Origin of the sequence: Lysinibacillus sp. S1 (assembly GCF_044986265.1) — a bacterium.
In the GTDB taxonomy this organism is placed as follows: Bacteria; Bacillota; Bacilli; order Bacillales_A; family Planococcaceae; genus Lysinibacillus; species Lysinibacillus capsici.
Map to the genome: position 1 here is coordinate 2,804,669 of NZ_CP173154.1, position 18,452 is coordinate 2,823,120.

Annotated in this window: 20 protein-coding genes; 9 read left to right on the forward strand and 11 right to left on the reverse strand. The window is 35.2% G+C overall.

The features are described 5' to 3' along the window. Nucleotides 1-58 precede the first annotated feature (58 nt). Entirely contained in the window at nt 59-1,603 is a 1,545-nt protein-coding gene (locus ACHZEU_RS13890; RefSeq protein WP_066038337.1) for a histidine kinase N-terminal 7TM domain-containing protein, read from the forward strand. A 53-nt stretch (nt 1,604-1,656) separates the two neighbouring features. On the opposite strand, the gene gnd is transcribed toward ACHZEU_RS13890, so the two are convergent. Genes gnd through ACHZEU_RS13910 form a run of 4 tightly spaced genes read right to left on the reverse strand, consistent with a single transcriptional unit; the run spans nt 1,657 to nt 6,711 of the window. Next, nucleotides 1,657-3,057, reverse strand: a complete 1,401-nt coding sequence (gene gnd / locus ACHZEU_RS13895) for a decarboxylating NADP(+)-dependent phosphogluconate dehydrogenase (RefSeq protein ID WP_066038336.1) — start codon at nt 3,055-3,057, stop codon at nt 1,657-1,659. Nucleotides 3,058-3,083: 26 nt separating this feature from the next. Next, on the reverse strand, nt 3,084-4,430 hold the full coding sequence (locus ACHZEU_RS13900; protein ID WP_066038335.1) for a GntP family permease: 1,347 nt from the start codon (nt 4,428-4,430) through the stop codon (nt 3,084-3,086). Nucleotides 4,431-4,445: 15 nt separating this feature from the next. Continuing rightward, nucleotides 4,446-5,987 (reverse strand): gluconokinase, encoded by a 1,542-nt coding sequence (gntK, locus tag ACHZEU_RS13905; protein ID WP_066038334.1) that lies wholly within the window; start codon nt 5,985-5,987, stop codon nt 4,446-4,448. Beyond that, nucleotides 5,980-6,711, reverse strand: a complete 732-nt coding sequence (locus tag ACHZEU_RS13910) for a GntR family transcriptional regulator (RefSeq protein WP_048395289.1) — start codon at nt 6,709-6,711, stop codon at nt 5,980-5,982. The genes gntK and ACHZEU_RS13910 overlap by 8 nt, the downstream gene beginning before the upstream one ends. A gap of 237 nt (nt 6,712-6,948) precedes the next feature. On the opposite strand from ACHZEU_RS13910, the gene ACHZEU_RS13915 reads away from it, so the two are divergent. Beyond that, nucleotides 6,949-7,155, forward strand: a complete 207-nt coding sequence (locus ACHZEU_RS13915) for a hypothetical protein (RefSeq protein WP_054548846.1) — start codon at nt 6,949-6,951, stop codon at nt 7,153-7,155. A 175-nt stretch (nt 7,156-7,330) separates the two neighbouring features. Further along, nucleotides 7,331-7,603 carry a hypothetical protein gene (locus ACHZEU_RS13920; protein ID WP_004233441.1) on the forward strand — a complete coding sequence of 91 codons (273 nt, stop codon included), beginning with the start codon at nt 7,331-7,333 and terminating at the stop codon, nt 7,601-7,603. Between the two features lie 68 nt (nt 7,604-7,671). Here the strand turns inward: ACHZEU_RS13920 and ACHZEU_RS13925 are convergent, their stop codons facing one another. Next, nucleotides 7,672-8,163 (reverse strand): hypothetical protein, encoded by a 492-nt coding sequence (locus tag ACHZEU_RS13925; RefSeq protein WP_048395293.1) that lies wholly within the window; start codon nt 8,161-8,163, stop codon nt 7,672-7,674. A gap of 155 nt (nt 8,164-8,318) precedes the next feature. On the opposite strand from ACHZEU_RS13925, the gene ACHZEU_RS13930 reads away from it, so the two are divergent. From ACHZEU_RS13930 to ACHZEU_RS13955, 6 genes are all read left to right on the forward strand, one after another. Continuing rightward, nucleotides 8,319-8,468, forward strand: a complete 150-nt coding sequence (locus ACHZEU_RS13930) for a hypothetical protein (RefSeq protein ID WP_231595739.1) — start codon at nt 8,319-8,321, stop codon at nt 8,466-8,468. 124 nt (nt 8,469-8,592) lie between these two features. Further along, a complete protein-coding gene (locus tag ACHZEU_RS13935) occupies nt 8,593-9,150 on the forward strand; it encodes an RNA polymerase sigma factor (RefSeq protein ID WP_054548847.1) in 558 nt (185 codons plus the stop codon). Further along, nucleotides 9,147-10,082 carry a hypothetical protein gene (locus ACHZEU_RS13940; protein WP_066038333.1) on the forward strand — a complete coding sequence of 312 codons (936 nt, stop codon included), beginning with the start codon at nt 9,147-9,149 and terminating at the stop codon, nt 10,080-10,082. The genes ACHZEU_RS13935 and ACHZEU_RS13940 overlap by 4 nt, the downstream gene beginning before the upstream one ends. Nucleotides 10,083-10,177: 95 nt before the next feature. Next, entirely contained in the window at nt 10,178-10,945 is a 768-nt protein-coding gene (locus tag ACHZEU_RS13945; protein WP_066038332.1) for a nucleotidyltransferase domain-containing protein, read from the forward strand. A gap of 389 nt (nt 10,946-11,334) precedes the next feature. Continuing rightward, nucleotides 11,335-12,816 carry a malate:quinone oxidoreductase gene (locus ACHZEU_RS13950; protein WP_004233452.1) on the forward strand — a complete coding sequence of 494 codons (1,482 nt, stop codon included), beginning with the start codon at nt 11,335-11,337 and terminating at the stop codon, nt 12,814-12,816. Between the two features lie 247 nt (nt 12,817-13,063). After that, a complete protein-coding gene (locus ACHZEU_RS13955; protein WP_279493500.1) occupies nt 13,064-14,143 on the forward strand; it encodes an ankyrin repeat domain-containing protein in 1,080 nt (359 codons plus the stop codon). 402 nt (nt 14,144-14,545) lie between these two features. Here the strand turns inward: ACHZEU_RS13955 and ACHZEU_RS13960 are convergent, their stop codons facing one another. The 6 genes from ACHZEU_RS13960 to ACHZEU_RS13985 form a co-directional block, all read right to left on the reverse strand. Continuing rightward, the gene (locus ACHZEU_RS13960; protein ID WP_048395305.1) at nt 14,546-15,205 is read right to left on the reverse strand and encodes a hypothetical protein; all 660 of its coding nucleotides are present in this window, start codon (nt 15,203-15,205) and stop codon (nt 14,546-14,548) included. A gap of 144 nt (nt 15,206-15,349) precedes the next feature. Then, entirely contained in the window at nt 15,350-15,757 is a 408-nt protein-coding gene (locus tag ACHZEU_RS13965) for a MarR family transcriptional regulator (protein ID WP_054548503.1), read from the reverse strand. 87 nt (nt 15,758-15,844) lie between these two features. Then, nucleotides 15,845-16,876, reverse strand: coding sequence for an alpha/beta fold hydrolase (locus tag ACHZEU_RS13970; RefSeq protein ID WP_103119022.1), 1,032 nt, complete (start codon nt 16,874-16,876; stop codon nt 15,845-15,847). A gap of 12 nt (nt 16,877-16,888) precedes the next feature. After that, nucleotides 16,889-17,506, reverse strand: coding sequence for a hypothetical protein (locus tag ACHZEU_RS13975; RefSeq protein WP_305210629.1), 618 nt, complete (start codon nt 17,504-17,506; stop codon nt 16,889-16,891). A 41-nt stretch (nt 17,507-17,547) separates the two neighbouring features. Then, nucleotides 17,548-17,955: a permease prefix domain 1-containing protein gene (locus tag ACHZEU_RS13980; RefSeq protein ID WP_048395459.1), complete on the reverse strand. Its 408-nt coding sequence runs from the start codon at nt 17,953-17,955 to the stop codon at nt 17,548-17,550. Then, nucleotides 17,952-18,281: a PadR family transcriptional regulator gene (locus ACHZEU_RS13985; protein WP_004233468.1), complete on the reverse strand. Its 330-nt coding sequence runs from the start codon at nt 18,279-18,281 to the stop codon at nt 17,952-17,954. The genes ACHZEU_RS13980 and ACHZEU_RS13985 overlap by 4 nt, the downstream gene beginning before the upstream one ends. Between the last annotated feature and the right edge of the window lie 171 nt (nt 18,282-18,452).

Consider the following 18,452-nt stretch of genomic DNA (forward strand, 5'->3'; position numbering starts at 1 on the left):
CCACAAAATTTTATATGTATGCTACATTAAAATTAAAAATATAAAGAGGTACATAGACATGAATTCGCAATTGACTGCTTTCATTACTCTTAGCTGCACATCAGGTGTACTAAATTTGTATTTATGTTTATACGTATTTCTAAAACGCTACAATTATACAAAAATTGCTCAATTGTTTATTAGTTATACCGCATTAATTGCGGTATATTGTTTTGCTTCTGCTTTTGGTTTAATCGCTACAACATTAAGTGCCATAAAGGTTTGGACGGCCATCCAATATGTAGGTATGGCTTTTTCAACGCCTCTCGGATTATTGTTTATCATGCAATACCTCGGTTTTCATCTGACAAGGAAAAAGATAATGGCTCTTCTTGCCATTCCATTTATTAGCTTAATCATGGTTGTTACAAATGATATACACCATTTTCATTATAGAGTATTTGAAATAGATCCTATATTAGGGGAACCTTATGTTCATCAGGAAATTGGCATATGGTATATCATTCATGGCATATTTACTTTTGGCTGTATGTTCGTATCCTTCTTATTAGTATTAATCCATTGGAAAGAGACTACTAAGGCCTACCGGCAACAATTAATTGCCTTAATGTGTGGTCAACTTATTCCTATGATAACAGCATTCATCTATTTATTGGGCTTAACACCTCAAGGAGTTGATCCTGTCCCTATGGTATTATGGGCTTCTTCATTTTTATATTTATGGTCTATTAATTCCTCACGGTTATTTAGGGTGATGCCTGTTGCCAAGGATGCAATATTTCATAGTATCAATGATGGGGTTATTGTGTTAGATGAATCTGCTCGATTAATAGAGTTTAATCAAGCCTGTAGCAAGGTATTTCCTCAGCTAACCAGATCAATGATTGGTAGGGATATTGGGGAAACATGGATTGAAGTAACTGGACAACCGATGCCATTTACATTGGAGGCAGTGGTGAATACGCAAGACATCGAGATTGTGCTTTCTGATCATACTTATCAAGTGCGTGTTACAGAGCTGCAACATGTTAATCATGGTAAGGGGTTATTACTTATTTTCACTGATATAACAGAGTTGAAGGAGCTACAAAGACAGTTAGAGCAACTCGCTTTTTACGATGAACTTACACAAATTTATAATCGTCGAGCTTTTTTTCAACAATGTAATCAGGCTTACAGCGAGGCAAGAGAATCATCCTCAGCTTTTACTGTCATTTTAATGGACATCGATCATTTTAAAAACGTCAATGATACGTATGGGCATGCTATCGGTGATCAATTACTAGTTCATGTCGTAAAGGTTTGTCAGAGTGTGTTGAAAAAAGGAGAACTGTTTGCACGGTATGGCGGTGAGGAATTTGTTCTTGCACTCAAGGACTCTACATTATTAGAGGGGCAAGCATTAGCTAATTTGCTCTGTAATAGCGTAGAATCCCAGCCACTTATGACTACTGAGGGAGCAATTCGTGCTACTATTAGCTGTGGTGTAGCAGAAGGCACAAAGGGACAAGAGACACTGTATCAGCTTTTAAACAATGCGGACAAAGCACTGTATGCGGCAAAACAAGCAGGCCGTAATCGAGTACATGTTTTTCTAGAATAAAAAAGCTAAAATATACAATCATTGAGGCAATGATGTATATTTTAGCTTTTTACTTACCAATTTGTATGGAAAACACCTTGTGCATCAATTCGTTCATACGTATGCGCACCGAAATAATCACGTTGTGCCTGTAACATATTAGCATTAGATGAACCTGTTCGATAACTATCGTAATATGTGAGAGAAGCACTCAAGCAAGGGAACGCGTTTCCTGCTTGGATGCCTTCACAAACTATTTTTCTTAATCCATTTTGATAGTCCATCGACTTTTCTGCAAAGTATGGATCAATTAATAAATTATTTAGAGAAGGTTGCTTTTGATAGGCTTCACTAATAACATTTAAAAAATCTGCTCGAATAATACAACCACTACGGAAAATTAATGCAATATCTTTTAATGGTAAACGCCATTCATAAAGCTCTGATGTCATTTTATATTGTGTAAATCCTTGTGCATAAGCACATATTTTCCCCATATATAGCGCTTGGCGGACGTATTCAATCCAGACATCTCTATCTAAATTTTGCTGTTTATAATTTGGTCCAGATAGTATTGCCTCTGCTTGAATTCGTTCCTCTTTTAATGATGAAATATAGCGAGCGAATAAGGCCTCCGTAATAATTGATGTAGGAATACCATTGTCTATAGATTGCAGGCTTGTCCATTTCCCAGTACCTTTTTGACCAGCTTTATCAAGTATCATATCAATCAGTGGTAATCCTGTTATCTCATCTTTTTTCCTTAAGATTTCAGCTGTTATTTCGATTAAATAGCTTTTCAATTCACCCTGATTCCATGTTTCAAAGATAGTAGCAATTTCCTCAACGGATAATCCTATATTTTTTCTTAAAAACGTATAGGCCTCCGCAATGAGTTGCATATCTGCATACTCGATTCCATTGTGTACCATTTTGACGAAGTGACCTGCGCCCTTGGGACCAATATACGTACAGCATGGTGTATCATTCACTTGTGCTGCAATCTTTGTCAGTATAGGTGCTACTTTGTTATAGACCTCTTGATCACCACCAGGCATGATAGATGGTCCTGTCAATGCTCCTACTTCACCACCAGAAATACCAATCCCTAAATACCCAATTCCTAAAGCTTTAAGTTCATCGTATCTACGCTCTGTATCTTTATAATGAGAGTTGCCGCCATCCATAATGACATCGCCCTTTTCAAGGAAAGGCACTACTGATTGAATAACTGAATCAATAGCATTCCCAGCTGTCACCATCAAAAAAATCTTTCTTGGTTTTTCTAAAGCTTGTACAAACTCTTCTATTTCATAGTAAGGAGTAAGCGATTGTCCTTCAACTTTTTGTAGAAGTTTGTCGGTTAAATCTCGTGTGTAATTATAAACGGCTACTTGCTCGCCCTTATTAGCCATGTTTAAAGCGATATTACTGCCCATAACACCTAATCCAATAACGCCAATTGTATTTAACATTGTACTTGCTCCTTTTTAAACATTTTTTAAACAAATAAACTAAGTAATAAAATAAATCCTAAGCCAGCCACAGATACAATTGTTTCTAGCAAGGTCCAAGTAGCGAATGTTTCTTTCATGCTTAATCCAAAATATTCTTTAAACATCCAGAAACCTGCATCATTGACATGTGAAGCAATTAAGCTTCCTGCACCTGTTGCCAACACGACCAAGGCAAGGTTTACATCACTTTGACCTAACATTGGAATGACTAACCCAGCTGTTGTTAAAGCAGCAACCGTAGCTGACCCTAATGAAATGCGTAAAATAGCCGCAATAATCCATGCTAGTAAAATTGGCGATAAGGTAGTTCCATGGAAGAGTTCAGCTACATAATCACCGACACCACCATCAATTAAAACTTGTTTGAAGGCACCACCGCCCCCAATAATTAAGAGCATCATACCGATATGGGATATTGCTGTTGTACATGACTCCATTACTTGCTTAATAGGAATTTTCCTTGCGATCCCCATTGTATAGACGGCAACTAATAAGGAAATTAACATGGATGTACCAGCTTCACCGATGAAGCGGATCCCTGCTAAGAAGCTATTATCTTCAAAGCCAATTGTTTTTTGTAACAGTGTAATAATAGTAGCAATGGACATTAAAATAACGGGTAATAGTGCAGTAAAAACACTTATTCCAAAACTCGGTGTGTCCTCTAGTTCAAATGTTTTTTGTTCACCTAGAGAGGCAATATTTCCAGTTTTGTTGAATGATTCAGGCACTAACCTTTTCGCTAATTTTGTAAATAATGGTCCAGCTAAAATAACAGTCGGAATGGCGATGATAAAGCCATAAAGCAACACCTCACCAATATTTGCCCCAAATTCGCCAGCAATAACAGTTGGTCCAGGATGTGGTGGCAAAAATCCATGTGTGACAGATAAGGCTGCGGTCATTGGAATTCCTAAATATAAAATAGAAACCTTTAATTGTCTTGAAATAGCAAAGACAATTGGGATTAATAGCACAAGACCTACTTCAAAGAAAAGAGCGATACCGATAATAAAGGATGCTGCTACAACTGCCCATTGAATGTTCTTTTCTCCAAATTTATTCACAAGGGTCATGGCAATACGCTGTGCACCGCCAGAATCGGCAATTAATTTTCCTAGCATCGCTCCAAGACCAAATATTAGTGCCAAGTGACCTAATGTTCCACCTAACCCTGCTTCAATCGTTTTTACGATAATATCCAAAGGCATCCCAAGAGCTAAAGCAACACCGAATGAAACAATGATTAATGAAATAAACGTATTTAATTTAAAGCCCATTATTAAAATTAACAGCGCAATAATACCAATACCTACAATAACTAATGGCATGTATTCTCCTCCTCTTTAGTCGGGCTTAATTAAGCTCCTTTGATACTGAGCAATTGACGTATAGTCGTCTGCTAAAACTCTAGATAAACGAATGAAAATTGGGAGTAGCTGTCTATATTCTTTGGCTGCTTCTTCGATCGGCGTATGTTTATAAGTGTCACCAACCATATCAGAGACAACGTCAAAGGAATCAATTTTTCCTGTAGCATATAAGCCTAAAATACAAGCGCCTAGACAGGAGCTTTCATAGCTTTCAGGTACTACCACTTCGGATTCAAAAATATCCGCCATCATTTGTCTCCAAATCTCAGAGCGTGAAAACCCGCCTGTTGCTTGAATACGAGTGACAGGGCTTTCCATACATTCCAGTAATGCTAAATAGACAGTATATAAATTGTAGATAACCCCTTCGAGGGCAGCTCGTATCATATGTTCCTTTTTATGAGACATAGTTAAACCAAAAAATGAACCACGGACATCTGGATTCCATAAAGGCGCACGTTCACCTGATAGATAGGGATGGAATAGCAGCCCATCAGCACCAGGTCTAACACGTTCAGCAATTTTCGTTAACACTTCATATGGATCAATACCTAGTCTTTTAGCTGTTTCAATCTCAGAAGAGGCAAACTCATCGCGAATCCAGCGTAATACCATACCACCATTGTTTACGGGTCCACCAATGACCCAATGGTTTTCTGTTAGTGCATAGCAAAAAATTCTACCCTTTACATCTGTTTTGGGCCTATCAATTATGGTACGGATAGCACCGCTTGTCCCAATAGTGACAGCAATTTCGCCTTCTCGAATGGCGTTCACACCTAGATTAGAGAGCACGCCATCACTTGCACCAATGACAAAAGGTGTTTGTGGGTCAATACCAATTTGTTTAGCTAAAAGGTCATTGCAATTTAAAAATAGTTGAGTTGTTGGTACGAGTGTGGATAATTGTGCTTTCGCAATACCTGCAACAGCTAAAGCTTCTTCGTCCCAATCTAATGTATGGAGATTCATCATACCCATACACGAAGCTAATGAATAATCGACGACATATTGATCAAAAAACTTTTTAAAAATGTATTCTTTAATACCGATATATTTCTTCGTTTTGCGCGCGATTTCAGGATGTTCATGCACAAGCCAAGTAATTTTGCTTAGTGGTGACATTGGATGAATAGGTGTACCTGTTCTTTTATAAATTTCATGGCCATTCCAGTCAGTTTTAATTTTATGTGCCCATGCTTCACTACGATTATCCGCCCAAGTGATGACAGGTGTTAACGGTTGATCATTTTCGTCCATAGCGATCACACTATGCATAGCACTACTAAAGGAAACAAATAGTAATGGTTTATCAGAATGGACTTTCATAATGTTGGTAATGGCTTGTAGTACAGCTTGAAAGATTTCTTCTGGATTTTGTTCTGCTGTCGAAATATCCGGTGTATATAATGGATACCCAATATTTTCTTGTTGAATAACCTTCCCATGTTGACTAAATAATACGGCCTTAGTGCTAGTAGTCCCTATATCAACACCTAACATATAGTTAGTCATTTTGTGGCTCAACCCCTTTAGATAGCATTTGCTGTGACCGCCATAAATCTTCTACTTTGCCTTGAACATCATCAAAATTTTCATGTAAGGATTTAATCATAAGCTCTCGATCTTTGGCTCTAATAGCATCAATATAGAGCTCATGATTTTTCACAATACGAGTAAAATCCTCATATTTCTCTTTAAAGCGCATGCGCATAGATAGTAAAATCAAGCCTTCCATTACTGGCTTTAAATTATTCCAAATCATGGTGATATAGGAATGTCCGATGGAACGAATAATTGTCTCATGGAACATAACATCCTGATAAGAAAATTCGTCTGCATCGTTATACTTAATGGCAACTTTCATCATTTCTAATGTTTTGCTAAGTTCTAGTGCTAAGCTAGTTGTATCCATTTTTATGAGACGTTCAAACACAAATGTTTCAATCAGCAATCGAACATCATAAATTTCTTCAATCTCTTTTTCAGATAAACCAATGACAACAGCACCCATTTTCTCTAATCGAATGATATTTTCAGAAGCTAATATTCTTAAGGCTTCACGAATGGGTGAACGGCTTACTTCAAAATCAGCTGCCAGTTTGTTTTCTGAAAGAATGGTACCGCTTTCAATTAAACCTGAAATAATACGCATTCTAAGTTCATATGCTACGCGATCACCTGTAGAAGCCTTAGAAAGCCATTTTTGTGGATATAAATAATCATTATATTCGCTCATAATATCACCCTTTTTGATTTGGAGTATACTTGTATACAAGTATTATAGTCAGAAAGAAAATAAGATTGCAAGCGACTTACTAACAATCAAAAATTGAAAAATCCTCAACTCTATACTTAGCTAAAAAAAATAATTAATGCACATTCTTTTTTCCTCCTTGGACAAACTTTAGAATGAAAAGTTCGTAAAACTTGTACAAGGTTTTAAAGCTTTTCAAATAATCGATGAAGGATGGTTATGTCAAATATGGATACAAATCGTAACAGATCAAATGGTACGAAAAGTGCAAATAAAACAAATCAACAGCGTCAGACACTTCATCGTGAGGAGTTTGGTGCTGAATTTGAGCTTGATTCAGCTTCAGCACAAATCAATAACTTTGCTGAAACACAAGGAAAAACAGATATCAAGCAACCAGTCAGTGAGAGGACTGCATGGCACTAATTTATATTTGACAACTATTCATGACATTGAGAGAAGGACTAAGGCATATGCCTTAGTCCTTTGATTATAGCCTGGGAAATATTGTGTTTATTTTCTTCCATACATATTATCAGAGCATTTCATAATACTACATCTAGAACAATGAAAACATTTTTAAGAAGGGAAGATATATACATTGGCTAAGCACTCCGATACAAGTTGGAAGCAGGATCATCCTAGCACATTGTTTAGTAACTCTGTGCAAAAGGCGGATCGTCTATTAAAGCATGCAAAATCACATCCAGAGGAAATAGCAATAGAACATGCATTTAATCAGATTAAGCATGCTGAAAATGCACGTTTCAATGCAGAACAATATGGTGAGCATTTGGATACGGTTCAGCAAAATAAAGAATATCTAGAGCAGATTAAACAACAATTACATGAAATGAAAAATGATACTGAATAAAAAATAACAATATACAACGGCTTAAATTCACGTAGTGAGGTTTAAGCCGTTGTTTAAATGTGATTAAATTAACACCAAACAATGATTTCATAGGGAGTGGTTTGAGCAGGAATACTCCTAGTGGTAGGACCATAAACAACAATGAGGTTTCGATTGGCAGGACTATTGGTAAAAGGCTGCCCATTTTTAAGTGAAATAATCGTAGTAGGAGAAAGGTTTAATTGTAATTGTCCATCACTACTCAGTAATTGTTGATTAAAGAAATCTACCTTTACATTATGATAATTGCTTTCTTTTACAATAATTAAAGCACGGTATTGTGGCGGGTAAATCATCGGTACAGGTGCATCTCCATCATAATATCCTGTTACCCATTCACCAGTAGTGACAATTTCACGATTAACAAAATAGGTGGAGGGAGAAATAATAAAATTGACGACCCCACCAGCACCATCTTCTAAGGTCATTATTTTATAACAACCGTTCTTATCTCCGTTTTGCCCAACAGAAAAATCACTGATTTGAGTGATAACACCCCGAAAAGATTTAAAATTGACCATACCCATTCCCTTCTTACATATTTCTCATTTTTAGCGTATCATTTTAATTTATGTAGCATTGTAAAATTAGGTGACAGACAATGAATAGGATGCTATTTGATAGCAATCAACTTATACTAAACATGCTTACTATTAGGACAGAGGAGTGGCATCTATTGAATTGGATTTCTAAAAATAAGAAAATCTTTCTATTGTTAATTTTCGTTGTTATTGTTGTCGCTGGTATACTGGATATTAAATATGAGGGATTATTCTTTCAGCTATTACCTACATCAATACAAACATTTTTATCTAATTTATTTTGAAATGTGGAGAACCGTACCTAAAAGAGTGCGGTTTTTTCATTACCAGAATTTTTGCCACAACATGCAACCAATTGTTTGGATTATCTACTTTATAAGTAAGAGTACATAAAAGGAGAAAATGCAAATGGACGATGAAAAAATAGTTGCTTTATACATACAACGCTCACAGCAGGCTATTTTGGAAACAAGGAAAAAATATGGAGCATATTGTAGAGTAATAGCAAGAAGAATCTTGGCAAATTTGAGGGATGTTGAAGAATGTGAGAATGATGCCTACCTAGCTGCATGGAACACAATCCCTCCACAGATACCAAGAAAACTATCTATTTTTTTAGGGAGAATCATACGTAATATTGCACTTGATAAGCATAGCTATAATACAGCCAAAAAGAGAAACAATGAGTTTGAGGTCATTCTCACAGAGCTGGAAGAATGTCTAGCTTCTTCTCATACGGTAGAAACATCCTATGAAGCGGGTGAACTTGCTCAATACATTAGCCAATTTTTATATACCTTAGATGAACAATCTAGAAATATATTTATTCAACGATATTGGTACTCCTATTCTATAAAAGATATTTCCTTACACTTTCAAATGAGTAGTAGTAAAGTTAAGTCCAACTTATTTAGGACACGTAATAAACTGAGATTTTATTTGGAAAGCGAGGGATTATATATATGAAAAAAGAGGAGTTATATCGTGAAATTGGATTTATAGAGGAAGAGTTAATTGAAGCCGCCAACTATGAAGTAAAGAAGAAAAGTTTTTCTAAAAAATGGCTCGCTGTGGTAATAAGTATGATGATCGTAAGCTCAGTTTCTACTGCCACAATAGCAGCAGCTTACTATAAACATCAAAATAATGAGCTTTATATTCGTTATTTATCAGCAGAGGACATGGAACTAATGCCAGCTACAAAATATGATGCAGATAAATTTCTAAAAGCTCTAGATAGTGACAAAGAGGAGTATATCTATATTGCAATAAATAGACTAGTAGAGAGCTATAATGATGAAAAGTTGAGAAATAAGGCGTTAAAGGCTATTCAGCCATTTATACAAAGTGATAACAAAAAAATTGCAAATTCGGCTATTTTTGCTGTCGATATTTTATCGGGAAGCTTTAAAAGTCAGCAGGTATATAAATTAGCAGATGGGAGCGTCTTCTTTACTTTATTCAATAATTATTCAGATTACGGAAGCCAAAATGTTCTTTGGCGTATAAAAGATGATGTGCTAGAGGCATATTCTAGCTTCTCCAGTCCATCAATGTATATTAAAGAGATAATTCCTTCACCTGATCAGAAATTAATTGCTATTGTCACGAACTCTAATAAAAGTGAATTTGTTGAAGTCATCAATGTGGAAGAGCGAATGGTAAGCCCAGAGTTAGTAGAATCTTCAAGGGTTAAATATGGTGCTGAGCAAGGGTTAGATACTTGGATTCGAACAGATCATGAAAACTATAGCTATGTGGATCATCTTAGATGGAAGGGAGATGCTACCATAGAATTTGAAGCTAGTCTCTCCTATGATGATACGGCGTTTATTAAAAACGTGGTAGTCACTTATGAAGTTAGCCAAAAGAAATTAACTGTTAAAGAAATTAAATAAGAAGCAGATAAAAACAGAAAACGTATTTAAAGGTTTTCTGTTTTTTCAATAGTATTGTAGAAATAAATCAATTAAAAAGGGAGTGAATGATATCAATGGCAAAATGGAAAATAGCCTTAGAAACGTTCCTGAAAGCATGGCAAGATAAAGAGGAAGTTGTAGGAGCGCTCGTATGTGGGAGCTATATTACTGGAAATCCCTCTAAGCGCTCTGATATTGATGTTCATATTATTTTGGCGGATAATGTGGGGTGGAGGGAAAGAGGGAATCGTGTTATTGATGGTTTTTTAATTGAATACTTTGCGAATCCATCAAGTCAAATTCGTGGGTATTTCCAAGATGATTTTAAAAAAAGAAGAACTATGTCGATGGTCCAATTTAAAACAGGTAGGATTTTATTTGATTATACTGGAATAATAAAAGACTTGAAATTTGAGGCAGAGGAATGGCTCGAAGAAAAATATAACACAATGAATGAAACGGTCTTAGAAATAAAAAAATATGAACTATGGGATGCACTAGATAATTTAAAGGATTGTTATGAGCAGGATAGAATGGACTTTTCCTTTACCTACCATAACTCATTAGCCAATTTATTTTTGGTGTACTGTCAGTTTTTAAATCTAGAAACGATACCCTTTTATCAAATCTATGCCTATCTTGAAGATCCAATTTACCTGCAAAAATATAGTAAGTCAGCATTTCCAGATGAGGACTTTAGAGAAATTTTTATGAGAGCAATGCATGAGGACAATGCTGAAAAGATGATGGCGTCATATGAAGCAGTAGTAGAGTATGTGCTCATACAAATGGGTGGTTTTCATATAGATGGCTGGCATATAAAAAGCCCAATCGAAAGTTAATCTGTGGAAAATTGAAAGTTAGTTCAGATACAAGACGAGCTTCATATTTATATGTTATTATACAGATATAATAATAAAAAGAACCTATTTTTTATGAAAATGTCAACCATTTTTAGGCCGATTATTCCAATAAGCTTAAATAATTCAATTTTTATCTAGAACAAAAAGTGATTTTTTTGCTTGAATTATGATTGGAAAGGCTCGAAAAAAGCTGATAACTCTCATATAAATAGTTGATATTTTATTCTTGAACTAATTGTGATAAACTGCAATAAGGTAATAATTGATACAGAAATGGTGTGCTCCGAGGTTGCTCCATGGCTACAGTACTTCTAAAGTGGGAGTGCTTACATCCTTTCTGCAAATCTTAACATATAAGGAAGGTAAAAATGAGTAACAGACAAATTAAATCAGATGTTATCTTAATTGGTGCCGGAATCATGAGTGCAACTTTGGGAACATTACTCAAAGAATTAGCACCAGATTGGAAAATTACAGTGTTTGAAAAGCTTGAAAAAGCAGGCGAGGAAAGTTCTCACGAATTAAACAATGCGGGAACTGGACATGCTGCATTATGTGAGCTGAACTACACATCAGAGAAAAAAGACGGATCAATCGATATCAAAAAAGCGATTAATGTTAATGAACAGTTCCATGTTTCAAGACAGTTTTGGTCGTATCTTGTAAACAATAAGCTGATCAATAATCCACAAGACTTCATTATGCCTTTACCACATATGAGTTTAGTACAAGGGAAAGAAAATGTTGAGTTTCTAAAGAAACGTCATGAAACGATGACAAAAAATCCTTTATTTGAAGGAATGGAATTTTCTAATGACCCTGAAACACTAAAAAAATGGATTCCACTTATTATGGAAAATCGTCCTGCTGGTGAAGACATTGCTGCAACGAAAATTGACACTGGTACAGATGTTAACTTTGGTGCTTTAACACGTATGTTAATTGATCACTTAAAAGCAAAAGATGTAGATGTTAACTATAATCATAGTGTTGAAAGTTTAAAACAAGCTAGTGATGGTACATGGGAAGTACGTGTGCACGATTTAGATGGCTGTAAAATGGAATATCATTCAGCAAAATTTGTCTTCCTTGGAGCTGGTGGAGGAAGCTTAGAATTACTACAAAAATCAGGTATTCCTGAAGGGAAACATATTGGTGGATTCCCAATTAGCGGTCTATTCTTAGCATGTAATAATCCAGAAATAGCTGAACAACATCATGCAAAAGTATACGGAAAAGCAAAAGTTGGTGCTCCACCAATGTCGGTTCCGCATCTTGACACACGTTATATTGATAACAAGAAATCATTACTATTTGGACCATTCGCAGGTTTCTCTCCTAAGTTCTTAAAAACAGGTTCAAATATGGATTTATTTGCTTCTGTAAAACCGCATAATATCACAACTTTATTAGCTGCGGGCGTGAAAGAGATGGGCTTAACAAAGTATTTAATCCAACAGCTTATGCTTTCAAAAGAACAACGTATGGAAGAGTTACGTGAGTTCATTCCAAATGCAAAAAGTGATGATTGGGATATTATCGTAGCTGGACAACGTGTACAAGTAATTAAAGATACGGAAGCTGGCGGTAAAGGAACACTTCAATTCGGTACAGAAGTTGTAAGTGCTTCTGATGGCTCGATTGCAGCTTTACTAGGGGCTTCACCAGGTGCATCTACGGCTGTACATGTTATGCTTGAAGTTCTTAATAAATGTTTCCCTCAACATATCAAGGAGTGGGAACCAAAAATTAAAGAAATGATTCCATCTTATGGTCTATCATTAGCAGAAAACCCTGAGCTTTTAAAAGAAATAAATGCAACAACAGATAAAGCACTTGGCTTAAAATAAAAATAAGTCATGGTAAGCGTTTAAGAAAGAGCTCTCAATCTATTCTGATTGAGAGCTCTTTTTAATTTGAATAAATTCTTTCCTGGGAAATTTTAAATCCAATTGCCTTCTTTTTAATAAAAGAACCATCAAATTTGCTATAAATCTTGCCCTGTATTTTATGACACTATAGCTCTATGTCCCATTGTGATATAGATGGTAGTTTCCTATACTTTGTATATACAATAAGAAGGGAGCTAATCTATAGATGATTAAGCTACAGGATATTGGAACATTTTCAGAACTACCAGAGCTTGCAATGTATATCTATACTGGCAATATTACAGCTTTGCGAGTTGCGAGGGATAAAGGCTGGAATATTGAAGAAGAGATATGTTTAAGTCAGCATACATCATTAAGCCCATTGGATTTAGCGTTGATTGCACAAAGATTGGATGTAGTAAAATTATTAGTTGGATATGGGGTTAATTTAAATGTGGAAAAAAATCCTTCTTTTTTAAGAGCTGTTCGATATTGTAAAGAAAATATAGTACGTTACCTTGTTGAACAAGGAGCAAAATTAGATGGCTATAACCAAGTGGGATCTGGAGCCTATTCTCAGGCCTACTATGGCAATAAAAGAAATATCCCTCTTATTCATGAACTTGGGCTTGATATAAAGCAGCATGGAGGTCCTGTATTGCGTCAGGCTGTGTCGAATTTTGATAAAAAAACAGTCACTTATTTACTTGATCAAGGAGTAGATATTAATTATCAAAAGCCTGATATGGTCTATCCCTATGAAGCAACACCATTAACAGTTGCAACAAGAATGGGAAATATAGCTATGGTGAACTATTTGATTGAACGAGGTGCAAACGTCACTTTAGCGGAGAAAGATGGTGAGAGAGCTTATACAATTGCTGTACGTATGAAAAATATGGAACTAGCAAATTACTTAAAGGCTTTAGAACCAATAGAACTCCATACTATTGAAAACAAAAAAGAGACATTGAAAAAATACAAGTTACCAGATGAATTGATTAATTTTCTGACAGGAGATCGACTACATTTTGAGCTTGCACCAAATGATTATGAAATTCACTTTATCGATTTTTTCAAACTAACTGATACAATTGAGATGAAACTAGGTCATAGAGAGCTCCTCCTTCTTTCCGCAAATATCGACAATTACTCTGATTTGCAAATAGTCTGGAACCCAAAAGGAGAAGGCCATATAGGGTGCTATGATGTGGAGCATGAGGAGTATGCTAATTTATGTAGTTTTAAAGAATTTATTGGTAGACCTGAAATATACCTTATCCGTTTTCTTGAAGGAGAACTATAGCAATGTTTTAAGCTACTGATAAAAATGTGAATCAACTGATTAAATGAGCCTCCCTGCTATTCAACTTAAAAGTCGATGAGAGTAAGCATATTCTTTCTAAGAAATATGCTTACTTTTTATTGCTCTATATTCGAAGAGTTGACAAACAAAAAACAATAGAACGTTTAATATATATGGCACAAAAGAACAACAGTAGGGCTATTAACAGGGCGAAGGGGATGCTGAACATAACAGGAAGTTCTACGCCATACCAAAGGCCCATTTTAATTTGATCCACTCCGAATGTTCGTAAAAAACCAGCGAGTATGGATAAGCCAGCGCTTAAAAGTAATCCAACATAAAGTACAGATAATACCACTAAAGCTAATGAGCAAAAAAAAGTCTTTAGCATTTTTAGAAGTATCATTCTTTTTCCCTCCGTATAATGTGGTGCACCTTTGAACTCGAAGCTATCGAATAATCATCCGTATAGTAAAGTGTCCCAATCACACTATTTTCCCCAACATGGACGACTTCCCCTTCCACAAACTCTGCATTCGTATTAGATAATTGTAGGTGTTTTCCACTTATTGTGTGACAGCGTAATATTTTTTTAAATAACGGAAGAAGGGTTATCCTATCCTTTTCTATTACCACATTTTCAGCCCTTAACCTGTCAATTCCGCTTTCTCCCGATAACTTCAAATGAAAGTGATGAGCGATTATTTCCGCAGCCTTGACTATTCCAATGGCATCAAATTGCTCGCTCTGTAATTTCTCTTCAACCATTAGCTTTCCAGAACTATTGATTTTTTGGATAAAACCATTACGTATTTTAATATTCCCAGCATTTGTAAGTTCTCCGATTTGGCAATAATCCTTTAACTTACACGAGCCAGTACTATTAAATATCTGCGCTGTAACTGGATAATAGAAGGAGCTATGACCATGAGTGGACACTTTTATTAAGTGTACTTCTTGTTGTAACGATACAGCGCCTCGAATGTTTAATTGTTCATAATCAGCATCCAAATGTTTAACGGTGCCATTCGTTTGTGTAAGGGTACGGAGTTTTTGAAACATAAAGTCACCTCATTATAATTTAATTAATATATATTTTAATTATTAAAATATATATTAATTAAATTATATGCTACTTCCATTTGTCAAGAACAAAAGCACAGCTTAAATTAAACAATAAAAAAAGGATTTCAATTTGTTGAAATCCTAAAAAATTTTATTCATTAATTGGTTTACTTCGCGTAAGATGTTGGCCATGTCTATGAGTTTATCCTGAGAAAACTTTAAAAAGATTTCTTGAACCTTCATGTCACCAATATTGGTTAAAGCCATTTTGACCACACGTCGATCATTATTTTCTCTAATTCTTTGTATGAGTTCGAGTTTTTCCAGTTTATCGCACATGGAAGTTACAGCTCCGGGTGTTACACTAAAGAATTCAGCAATTTCTGTTGCCTTCATCCCATTATTTATTTTTAGCTGTAGGAGTAATATTAATTGGTTTTGTGATAACGCTTCTCCTTCAGATAAAAGATCTACAAACATTTTCGACTTCTGCTGTATTTCCAGCATTTCTTTCATAATAATTTCTACATTGTTTAGATTTTCTGGCATATAATCACGTCCACTAAAATATTTAATAATTAAATTATATAGCAATTAAATAAATGCTACCAAGTGTAGAATTACTTTAAGAAATATTTATTTTTTAAAAGTCGTACGCATCCATTCGAAAAATCTCTCTTTTTCTTCGAACTGGGGGTAGTGAGCAGATTGTTCATATGCTATGAATTCTTTTTTCTTCGCGATAATTTGGTCGAAGTACTTTTTAGCGCTATTCGATGATGTTTGATAATCATAATCCCCCATTACAAAATAGAAGGGAAGAGTCAGTGAATTGACTTTCGCAGGAAGTGGGGACTGCAAGACTTCGTTTACTAAGACTTCTTGGGATAGGGATATCCCTTTGCTATATCGAATAATATCTAACAAATTATATTCAGTACTAAAAAGCATCCCTAACATATTTCCATCAGGGTTAGTAATAAGTCTTGTAGCTCCACCGTATTTGCTCACTAAATGACGAGGCGTAAATGTTTTACCACTACTAATTTCCTCCATTAACCTCTGTAAATGTGCAACATCCTCTGTGTTACTCTTAAGCTGAGCCTGTTTGATCGTAAAGTGTAAACTGTCCATCTCACTTTCAACGGTATTACTCATTTGACCAATCCCTACATAGGCCTCATATTTATCAGGAGCTTTAGCAGCTGCTTGTGTGGCAATATAGGTACCGTAGGAATGACCAATTAAGATAATTTTTTCTTTATCTAGATGATTAGCAATATAGTCAGTCAGTGCTAGTAAATCCTCCACAAGCAAATCAGATGAAAGATTTGAGTAGTCCTCAAAAAAATGATAAGACTTCCCACTAGCCCTTTGATCATAATTTACCACTGTAAATTCGGTTTCCAATAAATCTTGATATTTTTTAGCGTAGGGTATTTCAGAGCGACCTGGTCCGCCATGGACAAAGATGATGACAGGATTATTTTTGTTATGGCCCCGTATCATGATTTCATGGTCACTGCCGTTAATTTCTACCTGTTCTAGCGTACTGATGCTGTTCATGTCCTCTATAGATGATGTCCATGTTGGAAATACAAGTGCTAATAATAGTAAGGAGGTCATAATCAAGACAAGATATTTAATGAACTTTTTAATCCTTTTCATACAATACCTACTTTACATGCGTTTCATAAAGCTAGCATGATACATTTTTCTTTTATACACATAAAAATACATACTCAGAGGCCACCAAAGTGTCACAAAAATAGGGTAAATCGCCCATATAACGCTTGGTGAAGAAACAACATTTACTGTAATGAAAAAGATACTAATTAGTATCGTAGCTGTAACGGAGAATGCTACAAAGGTTTTTCGTTGCGCGTGATATAAAGCTAGAGGCCACCATATCACTAAAAAAGCAGGATAAATTGCCCAAGGGTATTGAGGAGATACAATCATATTCAATATAGAGTAATAGATGATGGTAGAAGCACATCCAATTAGAGCTGTTTTTAACGTTTTTGCCTTTTCATCTAAGTACATGAGGATTGGCCACCAGATAATTGGATAAATCGCATAGATAAACCATAAATGATCTGGTGCGTAAATATAATTTTCAACTATTAGAAATGTAATAATTAAGGCACTACAAACAATTGAGTATTGTTTATACAATTTTTTAGCCATATAGAATAACGTAATAGGCCAAAACAGTAGCAATAAGCATGGATATACAAACCACATTGTTTGAGGAGATGTCGTATAATTAACAACCCCTAAAAAAATCATTGTCATCAAGCTCCCCGCTATAGAAAAGTTAATAAAGTTCCTCATGTTTATTCACCCCATTTCTTACGAGACCACACAAAGTACATCGATAAAGGCCACCAAAGAATGGCGAAAATCGGATAGATTGCCCAAATAGTATGTGGTGTGTAATAAAGATTAATAAAAATAAAAAATGCAATGATTAAGCCACTACCCCAAATTGAAAATTCTAAGTTTAATTTAGCCATGTTTTTCTTTGCTGGTTCTTTAACACCTAACTCTTGCTTTAAGTCTTCGATATCTCCAAATTCTACAATGGCTTTATTAATGGCATCCTCTTGTTCTTTACCTTGGTCCATCAAATAAAATACTTTTTCTTCAAGATTTTCAATGATTTCTTGTTTAACCATTTCCGTTTCGTTAGTTCGAGGAATGTCTTTAAAAAGCTCATCAATATGGTTTTTTATTCTTTTCATTCTAAGCCCTCCATAAATAAATCGATTATTTCCTTTACTTCCGACCATTCTTTCACTAGCTCATTTAAATAGGCCTTACCTAATGATGTAATACGGTAATACTTTCTTTTGCCTCCATGTGAGACATCTCCATAATAGGCTTCAATAATTTCTTTTTTTTCGAGACGTTGAAAAACTGCATACAAAGTTGCTTCCTTGATTTGAAACCGATTGTTTGTACGGAGACTTATTTCCTGAGAAATTTCGTAGCCATAACGGTCTTTTTCTGAAATTAACCGTAAAATAATCGAATCCAAATGTCCTCGGATAATATCACTGCGAACCATAAGTCACCTACTTTTTTTATTGCTCTATCTGTCAGAGTAATAGTAGCAAACATTACTCTGTCTGTCAAAGTAATTTATTCCCCTTTTTTTACAATGATGATGAGATTTTCAATAAAAAAACCCATTCGCTGAAAAGCCCAAAAGGACTATTTCATAGCGAATGGAGTTCGA

Coding starts and splice junctions, on each gene's coding strand:
- ACHZEU_RS13980 (WP_048395459.1), bottom strand. CDS start 17,955: ATGAAAAGAATAAAAAACCATATTGATGAGCTTTTTAAAGACATTCCT.
- ACHZEU_RS13915 (WP_054548846.1), top strand. CDS start 6,949: ATGTCAAATATGGATACAAATCGTAACAGATCAAATGGTACGAAAAGT.
- ACHZEU_RS13940 (WP_066038333.1), top strand. CDS start 9,147: ATGAAAAAAGAGGAGTTATATCGTGAAATTGGATTTATAGAGGAAGAG.
- ACHZEU_RS13925 (WP_048395293.1), bottom strand. CDS start 8,163: ATGGTCAATTTTAAATCTTTTCGGGGTGTTATCACTCAAATCAGTGAT.
- ACHZEU_RS13935 (WP_054548847.1), top strand. CDS start 8,593: ATGGACGATGAAAAAATAGTTGCTTTATACATACAACGCTCACAGCAG.
- gnd (WP_066038336.1), bottom strand. CDS start 3,057: ATGTTAAATACAATTGGCGTTATTGGATTAGGTGTTATGGGCAGTAAT.
- gntK (WP_066038334.1), bottom strand. CDS start 5,987: ATGACTAACTATATGTTAGGTGTTGATATAGGGACTACTAGCACTAAG.
- ACHZEU_RS13950 (WP_004233452.1), top strand. CDS start 11,335: ATGAGTAACAGACAAATTAAATCAGATGTTATCTTAATTGGTGCCGGA.
- ACHZEU_RS13975 (WP_305210629.1), bottom strand. CDS start 17,506: ATGACAATGATTTTTTTAGGGGTTGTTAATTATACGACATCTCCTCAA.
- ACHZEU_RS13890 (WP_066038337.1), top strand. CDS start 59: ATGAATTCGCAATTGACTGCTTTCATTACTCTTAGCTGCACATCAGGT.
- ACHZEU_RS13965 (WP_054548503.1), bottom strand. CDS start 15,757: ATGCCAGAAAATCTAAACAATGTAGAAATTATTATGAAAGAAATGCTG.
- ACHZEU_RS13955 (WP_279493500.1), top strand. CDS start 13,064: ATGATTAAGCTACAGGATATTGGAACATTTTCAGAACTACCAGAGCTT.
- ACHZEU_RS13985 (WP_004233468.1), bottom strand. CDS start 18,281: ATGGTTCGCAGTGATATTATCCGAGGACATTTGGATTCGATTATTTTA.
- ACHZEU_RS13970 (WP_103119022.1), bottom strand. CDS start 16,876: ATGAAAAGGATTAAAAAGTTCATTAAATATCTTGTCTTGATTATGACC.
- ACHZEU_RS13945 (WP_066038332.1), top strand. CDS start 10,178: ATGGCAAAATGGAAAATAGCCTTAGAAACGTTCCTGAAAGCATGGCAA.
- ACHZEU_RS13900 (WP_066038335.1), bottom strand. CDS start 4,430: ATGCCATTAGTTATTGTAGGTATTGGTATTATTGCGCTGTTAATTTTA.
- ACHZEU_RS13960 (WP_048395305.1), bottom strand. CDS start 15,205: ATGTTTCAAAAACTCCGTACCCTTACACAAACGAATGGCACCGTTAAA.
- ACHZEU_RS13910 (WP_048395289.1), bottom strand. CDS start 6,711: ATGAGCGAATATAATGATTATTTATATCCACAAAAATGGCTTTCTAAG.